The organism is Luteibacter yeojuensis (genome assembly GCF_000964085.1).
GTDB lineage: Bacteria > Pseudomonadota > Gammaproteobacteria > Xanthomonadales > Rhodanobacteraceae > Luteibacter > Luteibacter yeojuensis_A.
This window is the reverse complement of the sequence record NZ_JZRB01000018.1, coordinates 155,480-173,108: the sequence shown is the minus strand read 5'-3', so window position 1 is coordinate 173,108 and position 17,629 is coordinate 155,480. Positions and strand designations below refer to the sequence as shown.

The 17,629-nt window shown below is 66.9% G+C and carries 15 protein-coding genes; 8 read left to right on the top strand and 7 right to left on the bottom strand.

From position 1 onward, the window contains the following. From VI08_RS09810 to VI08_RS09790, 5 genes are all read right to left on the bottom strand, one after another. Nucleotides 1–3,347, bottom strand: a 3,347-nt coding sequence (locus VI08_RS09810) for a pilus assembly protein (RefSeq protein ID WP_045829379.1), incomplete at its 3' end; no start/stop codon positions are given. 11 nt (nt 3,348–3,358) lie between these two features. Further along, nucleotides 3,359–3,949 carry a pilus assembly PilX family protein gene (locus VI08_RS09805; protein WP_045829378.1) on the bottom strand — a complete coding sequence of 197 codons (591 nt, stop codon included), beginning with the start codon at nt 3,947–3,949 and terminating at the stop codon, nt 3,359–3,361. Next, nucleotides 3,946–5,268 carry a PilW family protein gene (locus tag VI08_RS09800; protein WP_045829377.1) on the bottom strand — a complete coding sequence of 441 codons (1,323 nt, stop codon included), beginning with the start codon at nt 5,266–5,268 and terminating at the stop codon, nt 3,946–3,948. Before VI08_RS09800 ends, VI08_RS09805 begins: the two co-directional genes overlap by 4 nt. Continuing rightward, a complete protein-coding gene (pilV, locus tag VI08_RS09795; protein WP_052697812.1) occupies nt 5,265–5,798 on the bottom strand; it encodes a type IV pilus modification protein PilV in 534 nt (177 codons plus the stop codon). The genes VI08_RS09800 and pilV overlap by 4 nt, the downstream gene beginning before the upstream one ends. A gap of 373 nt (nt 5,799–6,171) precedes the next feature. Beyond that, nucleotides 6,172–8,037 (bottom strand): hypothetical protein, encoded by a 1,866-nt coding sequence (locus VI08_RS09790; protein ID WP_045829376.1) that lies wholly within the window; start codon nt 8,035–8,037, stop codon nt 6,172–6,174. A 111-nt stretch (nt 8,038–8,148) separates the two neighbouring features. Between VI08_RS09790 and VI08_RS09785 the strand changes: the two genes are divergently transcribed. From VI08_RS09785 to VI08_RS09765, 5 genes are all read left to right on the top strand, one after another. Further along, complete coding sequence (locus VI08_RS09785) at nt 8,149–8,616, top strand: DUF302 domain-containing protein (protein ID WP_052697811.1); 468 nt, start codon at nt 8,149–8,151, stop codon at nt 8,614–8,616. A gap of 128 nt (nt 8,617–8,744) precedes the next feature. Further along, nucleotides 8,745–9,380 (top strand): aldehyde dehydrogenase iron-sulfur subunit PaoA, encoded by a 636-nt coding sequence (gene paoA, locus VI08_RS09780; RefSeq protein ID WP_157006596.1) that lies wholly within the window; start codon nt 8,745–8,747, stop codon nt 9,378–9,380. After that, on the top strand, nt 9,377–10,327 hold the full coding sequence (locus tag VI08_RS09775) for an FAD binding domain-containing protein (protein ID WP_045829375.1): 951 nt from the start codon (nt 9,377–9,379) through the stop codon (nt 10,325–10,327). Before paoA ends, VI08_RS09775 begins: the two co-directional genes overlap by 4 nt. A gap of 2 nt (nt 10,328–10,329) precedes the next feature. Further along, nucleotides 10,330–12,525 (top strand): aldehyde oxidoreductase molybdenum-binding subunit PaoC, encoded by a 2,196-nt coding sequence (gene paoC / locus VI08_RS09770; protein WP_045829374.1) that lies wholly within the window; start codon nt 10,330–10,332, stop codon nt 12,523–12,525. Continuing rightward, nucleotides 12,522–13,535, top strand: coding sequence for an XdhC family protein (locus tag VI08_RS09765; protein ID WP_045829373.1), 1,014 nt, complete (start codon nt 12,522–12,524; stop codon nt 13,533–13,535). Before paoC ends, VI08_RS09765 begins: the two co-directional genes overlap by 4 nt. Here the strand turns inward: VI08_RS09765 and VI08_RS09760 are convergent. After that, nucleotides 13,507–14,058: a DUF2878 domain-containing protein gene (locus VI08_RS09760; RefSeq protein WP_052697810.1), complete on the bottom strand. Its 552-nt coding sequence runs from the start codon at nt 14,056–14,058 to the stop codon at nt 13,507–13,509. The genes VI08_RS09765 and VI08_RS09760 overlap by 29 nt on opposite strands. 81 nt (nt 14,059–14,139) lie before the next feature. Next, nucleotides 14,140–14,907, bottom strand: coding sequence for an alpha/beta fold hydrolase (locus tag VI08_RS09755; RefSeq protein WP_045829372.1), 768 nt, complete (start codon nt 14,905–14,907; stop codon nt 14,140–14,142). A 125-nt stretch (nt 14,908–15,032) separates the two neighbouring features. Here VI08_RS09755 and VI08_RS09750 point away from each other — a divergent pair, with 125 nt between their 5' ends. The 3 genes from VI08_RS09750 (at nt 15,033) to VI08_RS09740 (ending at nt 17,547) form a co-directional block, all read left to right on the top strand. Beyond that, nucleotides 15,033–15,629, top strand: a complete 597-nt coding sequence (locus tag VI08_RS09750) for a TetR/AcrR family transcriptional regulator (protein WP_045829371.1) — start codon at nt 15,033–15,035, stop codon at nt 15,627–15,629. Further along, nucleotides 15,626–16,504 (top strand): alpha/beta hydrolase family protein, encoded by an 879-nt coding sequence (locus VI08_RS09745; RefSeq protein WP_084621420.1) that lies wholly within the window; start codon nt 15,626–15,628, stop codon nt 16,502–16,504. The genes VI08_RS09750 and VI08_RS09745 overlap by 4 nt, the downstream gene beginning before the upstream one ends. A 116-nt stretch (nt 16,505–16,620) precedes the next feature. Next, nucleotides 16,621–17,547, top strand: a complete 927-nt coding sequence (locus tag VI08_RS09740; protein ID WP_045829370.1) for a hypothetical protein — start codon at nt 16,621–16,623, stop codon at nt 17,545–17,547. Nucleotides 17,548–17,629 lie beyond the last annotated feature (82 nt).

Below are 17,629 nucleotides of genomic sequence, written 5' to 3'. Positions count from 1 at the left end.
GCGTTGCTGGACACGCCGATGGCGCCCGTGGCGGCATCGACGGCAAGCGTTTGCTGGACCAGGGACGCCACCTGGACCGGGGTGGTGACGGCGGCGCCAGGGTCGCGGACGCCGTACAGCGATTGCATGGTGGTATCGGCCGTGTCCGCCGTGCTCAGGAACCGGCCGGTACCGAAGATCACCATGAAGTACGCGGAGTTGGGGTCGGCGATGAGGCGCGGTGCCGTGGTGATCGATTGCGCGTTCACCGTGGCTGGCTTGAACAGCAGGCTCACGCCGGCCGAGGCCGTGGTGCTGGAAAGCGAGGCCTGCGACAGGTCGATGCGCCACATGTTGCCATCGAGGTCGCCGGCGAACGCCACGTCGGCCACCTGGTCGCCATCGTAGTCACCGACGGTAGGCGTCGTGATGCCATGGCTGGCCGTGGCGCCCGTGCCGGTGGGCGTGCGGATTTCTTTCAGGAGCGTACCCGTCTGGGCGTCGAGCATGAAGATGGAGCTATAGGCATTGTTCGCCGCCGTGGCCGTGCTGCCGTCGGGCAGGTAGCCGCCTGGCACGAGCACCACCCAGCGTCCCACCGTCTTGTTCGCATCGGTGTTGGGCCATGCGACGCGGGCGATCACCGGCGTGCCGAAGGTGTAGCCGAGGTTCGCGGGGGTGCCCGCCGCCGACGATGCCACTTCGCTGTTGAATTCCCACAGCACTTTCGAGGCCACCGCCGTGGTGGTGTTGAGCGTCGCGGCGCTGGGGTCGGTGACATCGATGCCGAACACGCCGCGGCCACCGTAGCGTAGCGACCCCACCAGCAAGGTGTGCCAGCCGGCGGTGCTCTTGTTCGTCGTGTTCGCGGCATTGAAGAACACATCGCCAATGACAGGGCTGCCGTCGACCGTGGGCGTGAACGTGAAGTTGTTGAGCTTGCTTTGCGCGGGGAGGTTGGCATACACGCTGGCCGGCACGTACGCCCAGAGCTCGCGGCCGGGGTTGCTGCCCGCGACCGAGGCGAGGCGGGCGTCGAACGCGTGCAGCATGCCGTCATTCGCACCCACGTACAGCGTCGCAGGGCGGTTGGCCCACTTGCTGACGAACGCGAAGTACGAATCGGTCGATACCGCGGCGGCCTCGGGCGAGTTCGTGGGGAAGCTGTCGGAGAAGTTGCCTGAGGGCGCGCCCACGTAGGTCGGCTGCGAGCCGAAGATGGCACCCAGTAGCGTCGTTCGCGTGCGGAAGGTGGCCCCCTCGTCGGTGCGCGAGCCGCTGAGCCATGCCACGCGGCGCTTGCCCAGGCCATCCTGCAGCAGGAGCGAGCCCGTGCCGTCGGACGAGTTGAGCACCAGCTGCTGGTTCAGTGCCAGGCTATCGTAGTTGAAGGCGATGCCCGTGCCGGTACCCGGCGCGGTGCTTGTCACGATCAGCCGCGGGTCCGACGTGAGGCTCCTGGCGTTGAGCAGGTCGCCGGCGCTCCACAGGGATGCGGCGCTCACCGCGCCGGTCGCGCCAAGCGTGCGGGCCTGCAGGGTACCGCCCCAGTTGGTGGTGTCGTAGCCCGCGTAGTACGCCACCGCGCCGACCGACAGCACATTGGTGCTGAGGGTCAGCGTCAGGGCCGTGGAGCTCGCCGCGATGACCGACGAAAGGATGGTGGTGAGGCTGTTCACCAGCGAGGTCGGGTCGGCCGCGCTGAAGTAGCCGCCACGGCTGTTGAGGGCCGCGTGCCACGTATCGTCGATGTTGGTGGCGCCACCCGCGGTCGCGGGGCTGGGCCACGCCTTGGTGCCCTTGCGCAGCGCGGTGTAATCGTCTGGGTAGGTAAGTGTCCCCGAGATGCCCATGGTCACCATGTATTGCGACATGTGCTGCCAGGTGGCCGGGTCGTTCGCCGGGTTGAAATACACTTCCTTGTTCGCTTGGGGCGAGCCTGGGTCCACCGTCGACGTGGGGCCGGCGACACCCGTGGTCAGGTCCGACCAGTACGGCGGCACGTTGTTCTTCATGTCCGGGCGCAGGTTCGTCGCCCAGTAGTTGAAAGCGATATCGGCCAGGGATGGCGAGACCGTGGTCGACGCCTGGTTCCAGTACACCTTCGACTCACCATCGGACGTGGGGAACGACACGTTGTCGGGCAGCGTGACATTGGTCGAATCGTTGGTGGGCACGGCGTTGGTATCCGGGCTGTCGCCGTTCCAGTAGCCGTCGGTCACCAGCATGTTGAAGTTCTTGCGGCACGACAGCTCGCCGGGCGTGGTGGTGCTGCCATTCCAGTAGGGATCCTGCGCCGGGGTCTTGCCCAGCGTGCGCTGGTAGAACTTGCCCGCGTTGATGGTGGCCACGCGCGTTGGCGTGCCACCGCTGGCGGGCACGCCATATAGCCAGTTCATGAACTGGCTACGCCAGCAGGCGTCGGTGACGCTCGCGGCGGTGCAACCGGTCGCCGCATTGGCCAGTTCGAGCACCTTGGTGCTGTCGGTGATGGGGCCGTACGGGGCGCCCGTGTAGAGCGCGCTGTTGGTCGAATAAGCGGATGCGGCGGACTGGCTCTGCAACGTCTGCCACGCCACGCGCACGGCGTTGTCGCCAATGGCGCTGAAGACGCGCCCCACGGCGGCGCGCGCGTTGAAATTGCGCGTGCGGTAGTAGCTGTACCAGATGGCGAAATTCTGCTGGATCGCGGCCGATTCATTTGCCACGAGGTGGTACACGCAGCCCGTCTCGCTCGCGCCGTTGGGGCACACGTAATAGAACGCGCCGGTGTCGTAGGTGGTGATGCCAAAGCGCGTGGTGGAGCCGCGGACGGCGGTGGGGATCTCCTGGATGATGCAGCTGTTGCCAAAACCCGAGATGTTCAGCCAGCCCGGCTCGTTCGCGTTGCGGGGGCAGGGCGAGTTGCCGGCGTACACGTTGACGAGGAAGTTGGTGGAGAACGAGGTGCCGAGGTTCACCACGTTCGGCGCCAGGTACAGCTTGCTGTTGGGCGACCAGCACAGCTTGGTCAGCGTATTGGCGCAGTAGCCGTCGCGCCACGCCGCGGTGAAGCTCGGCGTGCCCAGCGGCTGGCCGAAGGCATCCGGCGGGATCACGTAGGTCACCGTCGGGTCGAAGTAGATCTGGTTGCCGTCGGCCGAGTAATAGAATTTCTTGCCGATGTTGTCGTCCATCGAATCGGGGATGGACGTCGAGTTCATCGAGCCGGAGTCATCGAAGGTCACCACGATGTTGGGGGCGACCTTGGACGTGACGCCCGGCGGGGTCTTCGACAGGGTGACCGTGGTGGCCGACGCCACGCCCCCCACGAAAACCGTGGCCACGAGGGCGAGCAGGCAGCGCAGGGCGAAGGGTGGGTGGTTCATGGCATCGTCCTTCAGCTCAGCGTGCAGGTAAGGCGGTTCGGCGTGACGAACGTGGATTCGATGACGCGGATGGTGTTGGGGCTACCACCGACGGCACGCGCGGTTACGCGGTAAAGATAGAAGCGGTTGGTGGATGCACTGCCGCCGGCGCTGGCCTCCTTGGCGGTACTGGTGCCGCTCAAGGGTGTTCTGTCCTGGCCAAGCAGTTCCACGATGAACCACGGGTTGGCGGCGAGCGATGCCGTGCCCATGTTCGGGTCGGTGGCCGTGGCCGTGTAGTCGAGCGAGACACCCGTACCCTTGTACTCGGTGGCACCTGCCGTCACCCAGGTCTGCGCGGCGCGGAACGCCTTGGCCTTGGCGCTGACCGTGGCCGGGTTGCTCGAGTCATAGCAACCGAGGCTGGCATCGCCCGTGAATAGCCGCCACTCCACGCCGCGCAACGCATTCTCTGCCGACCAGTCGGCCTGTTGCGCGTTACGCAATGCGCCGGCCAGGCGTTCCTGGATCAGCGAGCGGCTGGAGCTGGTGATGGCGACCAGCGTCAGCAGCAAGAGGAAGACCAGGGCAATGACGAGGACCGCCCCGCGTTCGCGTTTCATGGGTTGTAGTTCCTCACGGAGACCATCGTGGAGAACTCGCGGCGGAGCATGCGGTTGTCAAAGCCCTGGTCGGACGGTTTGACGGCACGGCTTGCATCGGTGGGCGAGGAAAGCCCCACCGCGCTATCGCCGAAGTACTGGTACAGCATGTCGTTGGCCGTCATGGTGCCAAGCGGCTTCTGCCCATCCATGAGCAGGTGCACCTCGATGCCCTGCACGGAGCGCCAAAGGCAGCCCGGATCGCCACCCAGGGTGCCCGGCGACGATGATGCGCAGCCGGTGGCCGCGTCGATATCGGCGGCGGTGCGGAAGCTGGTGTTCCCGGCTGCGTCCATCACCCCGTAGAGGAAATCGAGCCGCTCCACGCCACGTACCACTTCGGCGCTGACGCCGTTCTGGCGGCGCATCAGCGCGCCTGTCTTGTTGCCGTCGTTGTCGTCGACGACCTGCAGGTAATACGTCACTGTCTGGTAGTCGCGGTTGAAATCGAAGAGGCGGGGTGACACGCCGGTGGGTTGGGCGAGCGTGGTGTAGTTCGAATCGGGCGTGATGGTCGTGCCTGAAACCTTGGCGCTGAACACCTGGGAGGCGTTGCAGTCGGAAAGCATCATGAGGTCGCCCGATTTGATGTCGGTCAACGGTGGTTCGCCGGCCTGCTGCGTCACCGTCACGCTTGTCACCACCTGGCCCGATACATTGAGCTTGCTGTTGACGCCGTCGAGGGTCCAGCCACGCGTGCCATCCACGTAGCGCACGGTGAGGATGTCGCTACCGACCACGCGGTTGCCGGTGGCCGTGCCCTGCGCCGGGATGACGCCGGCGGTATTCGCAGGGCCTGCCGGGTCGACGGGCGTGCAGGTGGTGGTCGTGCAGTCGTAACCGCGCATGCCGTACCAGGAGGGCAGCACGAACGGCGACGTGGGCGAGGCCGGGTAGGTGTTGGAGCCGCTCTTGGTCGCCCAGGTGGTGGTGACATCCTTGAGCGCCGACTGCAACGTGGCCCCCGAGACGATGACCTGCGGCGAACGCAGGTAACGGTCGAGCGTCATCGCACCGTTCGAAAGCGGCGCCGACTGGCCGCCCATGTTCGAGCAGTACTGGGCCGTCGCCATGCGCAGGTCGTTCGTGAGCGACGTGACCGCGAACCTGCCACCCTCCTGCAGGCGCGCAAGCTGCGCCTGGACCAGGCTGGTGCTCGATGTGGTGGTGAAAAGGTTGATGATGCCCAGCGCCACGAGCAAGGCGAGCGTAAGGGCGACCATCAGCTCGATGAGCGATACGCCGGCCTGCCGGCGTGGGGTGCGGGCGGGCGCGCTCATGGCTGGAAATTCCACGCGTACGTGCGGGTGGCGACGGCAGGTGTCGGGTTGGCGGCATCGTTGCTGCTCGTGGCCGCACGCTCCGACCACGAGAGCTGCATGACGCAGTTGCCCGCATAAGGCGGGCGCATCTGCAACTGCGTGGCATCGGGCGTGACGCCCTTCGTGCACGCGATGCTGGCGGTGGCGTTGGGCAGGAACGTGGTGAGCTGCGAGCTCCACTGGTACTGGTCGCGCTTGGCGAGGTTCGCCGGCGTGCACGCACTGGCCGCGGTGCAGTTCTGGGTGCCGGTGATGGGGTAGGCCGTGGAATTGTAATTGCCGGCCCACACGCCGAGGGGGTTCGCGCGCATGCGGTCGGCCATGCCCATGGCCAGGAATTCGGCCTGCGTGCGCAGGTAACCCACCTGGTTGGAGCGGAACGAGGTGATGAGCAATGCCGCGAGGCCGATGACACCGACACCGAACACCAGCACCGCGACGAGCACCTCGATAAGCGAGGCACCGCTGGTGCGATTGGGTACTGACATGGGACCCCTTGCATGTCGTGGAACAAAACGCGCGCGCATTTTCCGTGCGTTGCGAAGGCGATGACCACCTTCTGCGACACTTTGCCGCCCACCTTCGGCGCTGCATGAATCTTTATTTAGATAATCCACAGCGCCCCCGAGACAATGATCGAGGTGGTGCCGCATGGTAACGATGCGTCGTATGCATCATGCTGCACACCATGGGCAGGTATGCTGCATTTCCGGCATTAACGCGCGTCGGCCACGTTTGCGCGGCGTTGACACATACGTGATGCAACGATCACGCCGCGGTTCCGTTGACGGTATGGCTTGAGTAATTTCGGAACAGAAAAGCGGCCCGAGGGCCGCTTTTTTTGTTACATGGCGCGCAGGATTATTCGAGCCCGGCCCAGCGATGCATCTCAGCCATGGCAAGCGCGAGCTTCGGGCTACGCCGTGCCGTGCGCTCGCGGCGCTCGCGTTCGGCACGGATGCGCGGCCAGGCTTCGAGGTAGGCGGCAAGCAGGTCGGCGTCCACGTCGTAACGAGCCAGCGACTCAGGCGTGGCGGAGCGCAACGCCACGGCGCCGTTATAACCGCCGAAGCCCTGGGTGGCGCAGATCGCACCGCCATCGGGGTTGCCCGGCGAAGGCTCGGCCTGCAAGTGGAAGTGCGCGGCCACCTCGGCCAGGTCGGGATCGACGCGGCGCAGCGTAGGCACGCCCGGCGCCTTGCGGCCCAGGACGAACTGCACCGCCTGCGACAACGCCTTCAGGCCCGTCTCGCCCATGGTGTGGCCGTCGCCGACGGCCTTGGGCGTGCCGACGAACAGCCTGGGCAGCTCGCCTTCGCGGCCCTGCCGCTGCGCCGCGCCACGCAAGCCTGCCAGGGCCGTGCCCAGGTCGGTCTTGGAGTTGGTGCGCGTGCCCGTGGCGTGGGCGGCGAGGTACTGGAACGCATCCACGCCGTAGCCGTGCGCGGCATGCGCCATGTCCAGCGCCTGCACCAGCGCGTTCTCGCCGCCGAAGCCCACGCCGGCGAAGTGTGCCTTGCCACCGGCTTCGCCGCTCTGGCCCCAGCCGACGATGATGGAGGTGACGTCGAGCTGGTTGCGCAGGGCGAAATCGAGCGTGGTGACAAGCAGGCCCGAGCCACCGTGGCCGACCACCGTGCCATCGGCGTCGATGTCGAACGGCGCGAGCGAATCATGCACCGAGCGTTCGGAACCATCGCCGTGCGCGGCATTTTTCGCGGCCAGCTTCTCGCCCGTCATGAGCGCGCCGCCGCCAAACGCCTCGAGGATGCCGTAGCGTGGCTGCAACGCCGCGTCGGCCGCGGTGAGCAGCACCATCTGCGGGCGCTGGAAGCCGGGGTAATCAAACAGCAGCTGCGGCGCGATGTCGGCAAGCGCGATGAGGCTCGACGCGCAGGCGCCCACCGCGGTGGCCGGGGCCTGCGGCACGCGCATGAAACCGACGTCGCCCGATTTGAGTGACTCGCGCAGCTCGGGGTTCTTGAGCACGCGGCTGATGCTGTACGACGGTGCAAGCATCGTCGACACCAGCGCCGGGCCATGCGAGCCAAGCGAGTGCGCCAGGCGAACCGCGAAGGTGTCCTTCGGGAAACCGCCTTCGGGCAGCGGGGCGTCGGGGCGCAGCCATTGGCCAAGCGCCTCGTTGCCGCCGAACGCCGTGGCGGAGGCCACGCGGAACGAGAAGGGGTTGGGCACGAGTTCGGAAAGCGGGCGGGGCAAACCAGCCAGCGCGCCCAGCGCGCCGTAGGCGAACAACTGCGCCTGCAGCGAGGGGCTGAGCAGCGGATCGTTCTGGAACAGGCCGTGCATTTCCTTCAGGCCGGAACCACGGATATCTTCGTAGCGCAGGCCGGCCAGGCGGCGCAGGCCCACGGTTTCCAGGTCGTGCGGCAGCGGGGCGGCGATATCGGTCACCACCCGCGGGGCCAGCTCGCGCACGCCGGGCACGTGGCGGATGCCGCTGTTTGCGCGGAGCTCGGCGCCGTGAAGGCGCTTCAGTTCGTCGAGCGTGGCCGGTTCACCTGCTTTCTCGCCCGTGGCCCAGCGCATGCCATCGGCCGCGCTCGCGGCTTCGGGGTCGATCTCGACCAGGCCGGCGTCGAACGCCGCCAGGGGCAGGAATTCCTCGGACTGGGCCACCAGGGCCTGGTAGGTTTCCGTCGAGCCCACCGCCGAGATGGTGCAGGCGGTGCCGACGGTGACGAGGACTTGGTCGCTTCTCAACATGTTCGGGCGCTTATCCGGGAAGACCAAACGTTAAGTATAGGCGCTGCGGGCCTATTACGAGATACTTCAATATAGCCGGGTAAAACCGATCCGCCCACACCGAGGTGCGCCATGATCAAGGCTGGCTTGTTCCTTACTGTCGCCACGATGGCCATGGGGGCGGAAGCGTCGCCACCCCCGCGCGGCCCCGCCGACCTGGTCGTATCGCGAAGCACCTCGGATGTCGCCTCGACCCAGGCCCGGGCGAAGGCCGCGCTGGAGAAGCTTGGCGTCCCCGTGTTCGCCACGTTCGACCACGGCGCCAACGCGAAGGAAGCGGGCCTGCCGCTGCGGCCCACCGTCGTCCTCGTGTTCGGCAACCCCAAGGTCGGCACCCTGCTCATGCAGGGTAACCAGGCGTTCGCACTGGACCTGCCGCTGCGCCTCGCCATCTGGCAGGACGAGCAGGGCCGCACATGGGTGGGCTACCACGACCTGCAACGTGTCGCCGCCGGCTACGGCATGGAAGGCGATGCCACCGTGCAGAAGCTCGCCGGCTTCATGGCGAACCTGGCGAAGCAGTCGGCCGGCACCCCCTGACGCGCGATTCGGCGAAAAGCTAGGCCGTGTCATGCAAGGTTCCGTGACAATCCTGCGACGGCGCAGGCGTTAGCATCCCAAGGCGTGCGATTCCCCACACCCGCCGGCATGAGGGCAGCGCCTTGGACATCACGGACCAGCTCAATATCTCCCGTCGCGGCTTCCTGAAGCTGACGGCCGTCTCCGCCACCGTCGCCGCCACGCCGCCCCTGGTGGCTCGCGCTGCGGTGCCGGATGTGGCCCGCGCGCCCGTCACCCAACAGGTGGCCATGGAGGTCAACGGCAAGCCGGCCACGCTCTCGCTCGATACGCGCACCACGCTGCTCGATGCGCTGCGCGAGCACATGCACCTCACCGGCACGAAGAAGGGCTGTGACCACGGCCAGTGCGGTGCGTGCACCGTTCTCGTCGATGGCCGCCGGATCAATAGCTGCCTCACGCTGGCCGTGATGCACGAAGGGTCGAAGGTGACCACCATCGAGGGCCTCGGCACGCCCGACGCGTTGCACCCGTTGCAGGCCGCTTTCATCAAGCACGACGGTTACCAGTGCGGCTACTGCACGCCCGGCCAGATCTGTAGCGCGGTGGGTGTGCTCGACGAGATCAGGCGCGATGTCCCCAGCCATGTGACAGCCGACATCGGCGCGAAGGCCACCTTCAGCACCGCCGAACTGCGCGAACGGATGAGCGGCAACATCTGTCGCTGCGGGGCTTACTCCAACATCGTCGAGGCGATCACCGAGGTCCAGGAGGGCCGGGCATGAAACCCTTCACTTACGAGAAAGCCAGCTCGCCCGCGCAGGCCGCCACCGCCGTCGCACGCGAGCGGGGCGCGAAGTTCATCGCCGGCGGTACCAATCTCCTCGACCTGATGAAGATCGAGGTGGAGGCGCCGCCACACCTTGTCGATATCAACGGCCTGGGCCTGGATGCCATCGCGCCCACGGACGAGGGCGGCCTGCGTGTCGGTGCGCTCGTCCGCAATACGGACCTCGCTGCCGACGCCCGCATCCGTCGCGACTACGGCCTGCTGACGCGTGCCCTCGTGGCCGGCGCTTCCGGGCAGCTCCGCAACAAGGCCACCACGGCGGGGAACCTGCTCCAGCGCACGCGCTGCCCGTACTTCTACGACACGCACCAGGCGTGCAACAAGCGCCTGCCGGGTAGTGGCTGCGCCGCACTTGGCGGCTTCAGCCGTTCGCACGCCATCGTAGGGGTGAGCAACGCTTGTATCGCGGTGCATCCCAGCGACATGGCCGTGGCCATGCGTGCCCTCGATGCGGCCGTCGAAACGGTAAAGCCTGATGGCACAACGCGCCGCATTCCCATCGCGGACTTCTACAAGCTGCCGGGCTCCACGCCGCACGTGGAGAACGTCCTCGCGGCGGCCGAACTGATCACGGCGGTGACGTTGCCAAAGCCTGTCGGCGGCACGCACGTGTACCACAAGGTGCGCGACCGGGCGTCCTATGCGTTCGCCCTGGTGTCCGTCGCCGCCGTACTGCAGCCCGATGGCTCGGGGCGCGTCGCCCTGGGCGGCGTGGCACCCATGCCTTGGCGGGTCGAGGCCGCGGAGGCAAACCTGCCGAAGGGCGCAAAGGCCGTCACGTCGTCGTTGCTGGCCGGCGCCCGCACGACACCGCAGAACGCCATGAAGGTGGCGCTCGTCGAGCGCACGCTGGGTGCGGTCATCGCGGACGCGGGGGCCTGACGATGAAATTCGATACTCCTGCAACCACTAACCCCATTGATCGCCTGAAAGTGATCGGGCAACCGCATGACCGCATCGATGGCCCCCTGAAGACCACCGGCACCGCGCATTACGCCTACGAGCGGCATGATGCCGTTCCAAACCATGTGTACGGCTACATCGTGCCCGCCACCATCGCCAAGGGCAGGGTGGTCAACATCGATACCGCCACGGCACGCAGGGCGCCCGGCGTGCTGGCCATAGTCACCGCGAAAGAGGCGGGGCCACTCACCAAGGGCCAATACAACACCGCGAAGCTGCTGGGCGGCCCCGAGGTGCAGCACTACCACCAGGCGCTCGCCGTGGTCGTTGCCGAAACCTTCGAGGAAGCGCGGGCCGCGGCAGGCCTGGTGCGCGTCGACTATGCACGTTCGCCGGGCGCGTTCGATCTCGCCGCGGCCAAAGGCCGTGCGGTGAAACCGGAAGACGGCCAGCCCGACACCGCCGTCGGTGATTTCGCCGGTGCGTTCGCCTCTGCGCCGGTGACGCTGGATGCCATGTACACGACCCCCGACCAGTCACACGCCATGATGGAGCCGCACGCCACTATCGCGGCATGGGAGGGCGACAAGCTCACGCTGTGGACGGCGAACCAGATGATCCACTGGGGCAAGGGCGACGTGGCGAAAACGCTGGGCCTGCCACCGGATAACGTTCGCCTTGTGTCGCCGTATATCGGCGGGGGGTTTGGCGGAAAACTCTTCGTGCGTGCCGACGCGATCCTTGCGGCCCTCGGGGCGAAGGCGGCGGGCCGGCCCGTCGCCGTGGCGTTGCCGCGCCCTGTCATGTTCAACAACACGACGCACCGCCCCGCCACGATCCAGCGCATCCGCATCGGTGCCACGCCGGACGGCAAGATCACCGCCATCGGCCACGAAAGCTGGTCGGGCGACCTGCCGGGCGGTGGCCCGGAAACCGCCGTGCAGCAGACGCGCCTGCTGTACGCCGGTGCCAACCGCATGACGGCGACGCGGCTCGCCACGCTCGACCTGCCCGAAGGCAATGCCATGCGCGCGCCCGGTGAAGCGTCCGGCCTGATGGCGCTGGAAATCGCCATGGACGAAATGGCCGAAAAGCTGAAGCTCGACCCGGTCGACTTCCGCGTGCGCAACGACACGCAGGAGGACCCCGAGAAGCCCGGGCGGCGCTTCTCGCAGCGCAACTTCGTCCAATGCATGCGCAAAGGTGCAGAGCAATTTGGGTGGTCGAAACGCTCCGCCACGCCGGGCAAGATGCGCGACGGCGCCTGGCTGGTCGGCATGGGCGTCGCGTCGGCCTTCCGCAACAACCTGGTGATGAAATCCGGCGCGCGCGTGCGGCTGGGCACGGACGGCCGTGCCACGGTCGAAACCGACATGACCGACATCGGCACGGGTAGCTACACGATCATCGCCCAGACCGCCGCCGAAATGCTGGGGCTGCCGCTCTCCCAGGTATCCGTGGTGCTGGGCGATTCGTCGTTTCCCGTCTCGTCAGGCTCGGGCGGCCAGTGGGGCGGTAACAGTTCCACCGCGGGTGTGTACGCGGCCTGCGTCAAGCTGCGCGAAGCCATCGCCGGGGCCCTTGGCATGGATGCCGCGAGCGCGGTCTTCGACGATGGCAAGGTCAGCGCGGGTGGCCGCAGCGTGCCAATCGCGGAAGCCGCGAAGAGCGGCGAGATCGTGGCGGAAGACAGCATGGAGTACGGTGACCTTGAGAAGACGTTCCAGCAATCGACGTTCGGCGCGCACTTCGTCGAAGTAGCCGTGCACGCTGCTACTGGCGAGATCCGCGTCCGCCGGATGCTGGCGGTGTGCGCCGCGGGGCGCATCCTCAACCCCAAGTCGGCGCGAAGCCAGGTGATCGGCGCCATGACCATGGGCGTGGGCGCCGCATTGATGGAGGACCTTTACGTCGACAAGCGCCTCGGCTTCTTTGTCAACCACGACCTCGCGGGCTACGAGGTGCCCGTGCACGCCGACATCCCGCACCAGGAGGTCATATTCCTCGACGAAGCCGACCCGGTGTCGTCGCCCATGAAGGCCAAGGGTGTGGGTGAATTGGGGCTATGCGGTGTCGCAGCCGCCATTGCCAATGCTGTTTACAACGCCACGGGCGTGCGCGTTCGCGATTACCCCGTGACCCTGGACAAGCTGCTGGACCGACTGCCGACGGTATGAAGTCGCACGGCGAACTCACCGACCTCGCGGCGGCCTGGCGCGACGTGGCCGCGAAGGGCACACCGGCGGCGCTTGCCACGATCCTGCACACATCGGGCTCGACGTTTCGCCGCGTCGGTGCCGCGATGCTCGTCCGCGCGGACCGCTCCGTCGTGAATCCACTCGCGGGCGGTTGCCCGCAGCAGGATATCGTCGACAAGTCGCTGTCGGTGATGGAAACAGGGCGTGTGGCATACGTGGCCTACAACGCGGAGCAGGGTCTCGACATGTTGATGGACATAGGCTGCGGCGGCGAACTGGAGGTGGCGATCGAGCCCCTCGACCACCGCGGCCCGTCCTTCCTGGACGTGCTCGATCACGCCTTGGGCTCTAGCCAGCCGTTCCGGATCACCACGGATTTCCCGCCGCCAGGGCATGTCGGCGGGGTCACCCGGGCCGTGCACATGCTGGGCGCCGGCGCTACGGCGCGGGATGCAGCGGCAAGCGAACCGCACACCGATGGCACCCGCCTCGTCGAGACATTCGACGCCCCCGTATCGCTGGTGGTCGCGGGGGCGAGCCATGAAGGCCGTGAACTGGCCACCCTGGCCGCCCGGCTGGGGTGGCGCGGGGCTATCGTCGATACCTCCATTGACCGGCTGAGCCAGCTAGGACCGACGCCGCCGGGTTGGTCGGCGGTTGAGACACACCCGGGCCGCCTCGCGCAGGCCGTAAGGCTCCATCGCGCAACGGCCATGCTCGCCATGACGCACGACCTCGCGCTCGACATCGCGTGGCTCGAGGCGGGGGCCGCAGCCGGCGCCTTCTACCTGGGCGCGCTAGGGTCCCAGCAACGGGCACGGGCTATTCGCCACGCCGTGGCGTCGACGGTTCTCCACGTGCCGGCGGGGCTCGACATCGGCTCGAACACCACGCGCGAAATCGCCCTGTCGATCGTCGCCGAGATCATGGCTGCGCGTCACGCGCGCGACGGCAGGGCACTCAGCCAGACGGGCGGTCCGATCCACTAGGGGACCCCATGTGCGGCCGCCACGGCCAGGCGAGCGCGGGGATGGCGAGTGCCCATGCGGTGCCGAGCCACCCGAGGTAGAGGGCTGGCGGGCAGGTGAACGTCACCGCCTGCCAGCCGCGTGCCGCGCCCAGGTAGGCCAGCGGACCACCCACGGCACCCAACAACGCACCGATCAGCGGCCGCGGCCTTACGTAGGAAAGTGACCGGTCGAGGGTCGTCGCAAAGCACGCCCACAGCGTGAGGATCCACAGGGGCGCGCCGCCAGGAGGTACAGCGGGCGAGGGCGAAGCGTAATGCCACCAGCCAAGCCATGCCGGGATGCCATCGATCACCATGCCCAACGCCAGTGCCAAAGCGATCCGCCGCGCGTCATCCCATGGCCGCGGGTCCAGCACGCCCTGGATCGCGATGAAAGCCACGCCCGCCATCATCGCGGGGACCGTGCTGCCGTGCGCCGCGCCGATCACCAGGGCGAACCACACTGCCTGGTAACCGAGGAAATTTAGCCAGCGCATCGCCATGGACGGTACCGTGGAGCCCGGTGGGCGTTAACGGGTTCTACGGTACCGCCACGGTTCCGGATGCAGGGTGACGACGGCCCCTTACTTGCCAGCGGCCGCCTGCTCGATCACCTTGACGACCACATCGGGGTGCGAGAGGTATACCGTATGGCTGGAGCCCGGCACCTTGGTTACCTTGGCCTTGGCGCGGTCGTACATGTATTTCTGCAGGTCCATGCTTACCGTGTGGTCGGCGCCGGGCAGCACGGCGTACACCGGCTTCGTCTTCCATGCGGCAGCCTTGGCCGGCGTCGCGAACGCCTCGACCGAAAGCACCACCTGCGACTGGGCCATGAACGCCGCCAGCTCCGCGGATGAATCCGCAGCGAAGTTCTGGCGGAACTTCGCCGGGTCCATGTAGTAATACCTGCCGTCGGCCGTCTTCTTCACATCGTTGTTCGGCGGCGGGAACTGAGGCAGAGTCTCCAGCGTCTCGGTGCTCTCGCCCACGTCGGGGACGATGGCGGCGAGGTAGACCAGGGCCTTCACCTTCGGGTCGGTGCCGGCTTCGGTGATCACCTGCCCACCCCAGCTGTGGCCAACGAGCACCGTGGGGCCGTCCTGCATGTCGATCACCCGCTTCGCGGCCTCCACATCGGCGGCGAGGCTGGTCTCGGGGTTCTGGACGATGGACACTTTGTACCCCTTGGCCACGAGGGCATCGTGGACGGCCCGCCAGCCCGCACCGTCGGCAAACGCGCCGTGCACGAGCACGACGTTGCGCACCGCCGGTGCTTCCGCGGCGGGTGTGCCGGTGGCGACACCCAGGGCAAGGGAGCCCAGGGCGAACAGGGACGTGAGTTTCGACATGGGGCGTCTCCTTCGTGGTTGGTGCGAAGGAAGCTACAGGCGCCCCTATTAGTTACGCTTGCAATTTATTGTCTTTAGATGGCAGGCACAACCAATACGTAAAAGACGGTTCAGGAGTGTGCAACATGCGTGTTTCCAAGGAAAAAGCCGCCGAGAACCGGGAGGCCCTGCTGGGCGCTGCGGGCAAGCTGTTCCGGGAAAGGGGCATCGACGGGGTCGGCGTGGCCGAGGTGGCCAAGGCCGCCGGGCTCACACACGGCGCGCTCTACGCGCACTTCCCCTCGAAAGAGCTATTGGCCGCCGAGGCACTGTCGCATGGCTTCGCCGCCAAGATGGACGACCTGCGCGCGTGGTCTGGCGATCGCGAGCTCACCTTCGCCGACTACGCCGGTGCGCTCTTTTCGACGCACATGCGTGACGAGGTGACGCGCGGCTGCCCCCTGACCGCCTCGGCGAGCGAAGCAGGGCGCCAGGGCCCCGCGTTGAGCAAGCGTTTTACCGATGCGTTCGAGGAGGAGGTGGCGCTCGTGGCCGACGCCATCGACGGGCCCGTTACCGCGCAGGCGCGGCGCAGCCTGTCGCTTGCCGCCATCGCCGCGCATATCGGTGCCATTGCCGTGGCGCGTGCGGTGGCGAAGCACGACCCCGCGCTGTCCGAAGCCGTGCTGCGGGCCACCCACGATGCGATAACGGCCGCGTATGCGGCCCGCGAGGCGACATGAGCATGACGAAAACGATGCGCCGGGTGCTGCTGGCCGCTTGCGTGGCACTGGGCACCGCCTGCATGGCCGTCCATGCGGCCGATGTCCCGAAGGCCACGATGGAATCGATGCAGATCCCCAGCCACGGCAAGCTGATGAATGGCATGGTGTACGTTGCCGCGGGTGCGGGGCCGCACCCCGTCGTCATCCTGCTGCACGGTTTCCCGGGCAACGAACGCAACCTCGACCTCGCACAGGATATGCGGCGGGCAGGGTGGGATGTGCTGTATTTCAACTACCGCGGCGCGTGGGGCACGCCGGGCGACTTCTCGTTCGGCAACGGCATCGAGGACGTGGCCTCGGCCATCGCCTACCTGCGCGCGCCGGCCAACGCGGCGCGCCTGCGGCTCGATCCCGCGCGCATCGTGCTCGTCGGCCACAGCATGGGTGGCTTCATGGCGGTGCATGGTGCCGCCGCGGACCCCGCGATCAAGGGCGTGGCGATGATCTCCGGCGCCGACCTAGCCGATCGCTTCCAACAGCTGCGCTCGACCTCGGATGCCGCGGGCGCCGTGAAAACCATGGGCGCGTTGCTGGCGAAGGAAGGCATGGCCCCACTGGCCGGCTGCACCGGCGACAGCCTGGCACGGGAGCTTTCCCAGCATGGGCCTGCATGGACCTTCACCGCGAAAGCCGGCGCCATGCGTGGCCGCCCCTTGCTCGTCGTCACATCGGACGATGGCCTGGCCCCGACCGACGATGCATTCGCGGATGCGGTACGCAAGGCGGGCGACCCGCACGTGGCGACCGTGCACTTGCCGACCGACCACGCCTACTCGGACCAGCGCATGGAGTTGTCGCAGGCTGTGCTGAAGTGGCTGGCGACGCTGCAGTAAGGGCCGGTTGATCGTGAACGGTAGCCACCACCCAAGATGAATTAGCCGAACCGGTCACAGCATCCGCTGGATATCGTGGGCAAGCATGGCTTCGATAACCAGCGGAGACATGCATCATGCGGCATTCGGTTCGGTTGTATCGTGCGAAAGTGGTGATGGGGCTGGCTTTTGCCGCCGCGGGCCTCGTGGCGGCTCCCGCCTCGTTCGCGGCGTCCAATGGCTACACGGGCATTTTCACGGGTGGCCCGATCTACAAGAATCCATCGGCGTCATTGCCCGAATTAAGCCAGTCCGGCTTCGATGAAGTGGTGGTGTGGAGCGTCGAGGTGCTCGAGAACGGCGACCTCAACCTCAACGGTGAATTCCCACTCGTCTCCAACGGCAGTTACATCGGCGACCAGACCCACCCTGAATTCGCCAACACACTGGCAAGCCTCAAATCCGCAGGGGTGAAGCGCATCACCCTCAGCATCGGTTCGTCCAACGTCGGCGATTTCCAGCATATCCAGCAGCTGGTGAACAGCGGTGGCACCGGGTCGGGCAGCGTCCTTTACCGCAATTTCCAGGCGCTCAAGGCGGCGCTGCCGTCGGTGGATGCGATCGACCTCGATGACGAGAACAGCTATGACACCGCGTCGACGGTGAGCTTCTCGGTGATGCTGGGCGACCTCGGCTACCACGTCATGCCGGATGCCTACACGAACTCGGCCTACTGGATTGACCTGGCCGCGGAGATCAACCAGGCGCGGCCAGGCACGGTCGATGGCGTGCACCTGCAGGCTTATGCCGGGGGCTCAGGCAACAACCCGTGTTCCGGTTGGGCCTTCAGCGGCATCCCGGTTTACCCGGGCGTGGCCGATACCAGCGTCGCAGGCGGCGTATCCGTGCCCGATGCCCAGGACACGGTCGGCGGCTGGAAGAACCAGTGCGGCACCACGGGTGCATTCCTGTGGCTCTATGACGATGTCGCCGGAAAAACTTACGGCAGCGGCACGCTCACCGCGGGGTATGCCGGGGCGCTCAACGCGGCGCTGAACCAATAGCCTAACGTCCGCATGGGCGGGTGCGCCCGTGTGCCGTCTTCCCGGCTAGACTCGAATGATCAAGGCCATAGAGAACGGTACA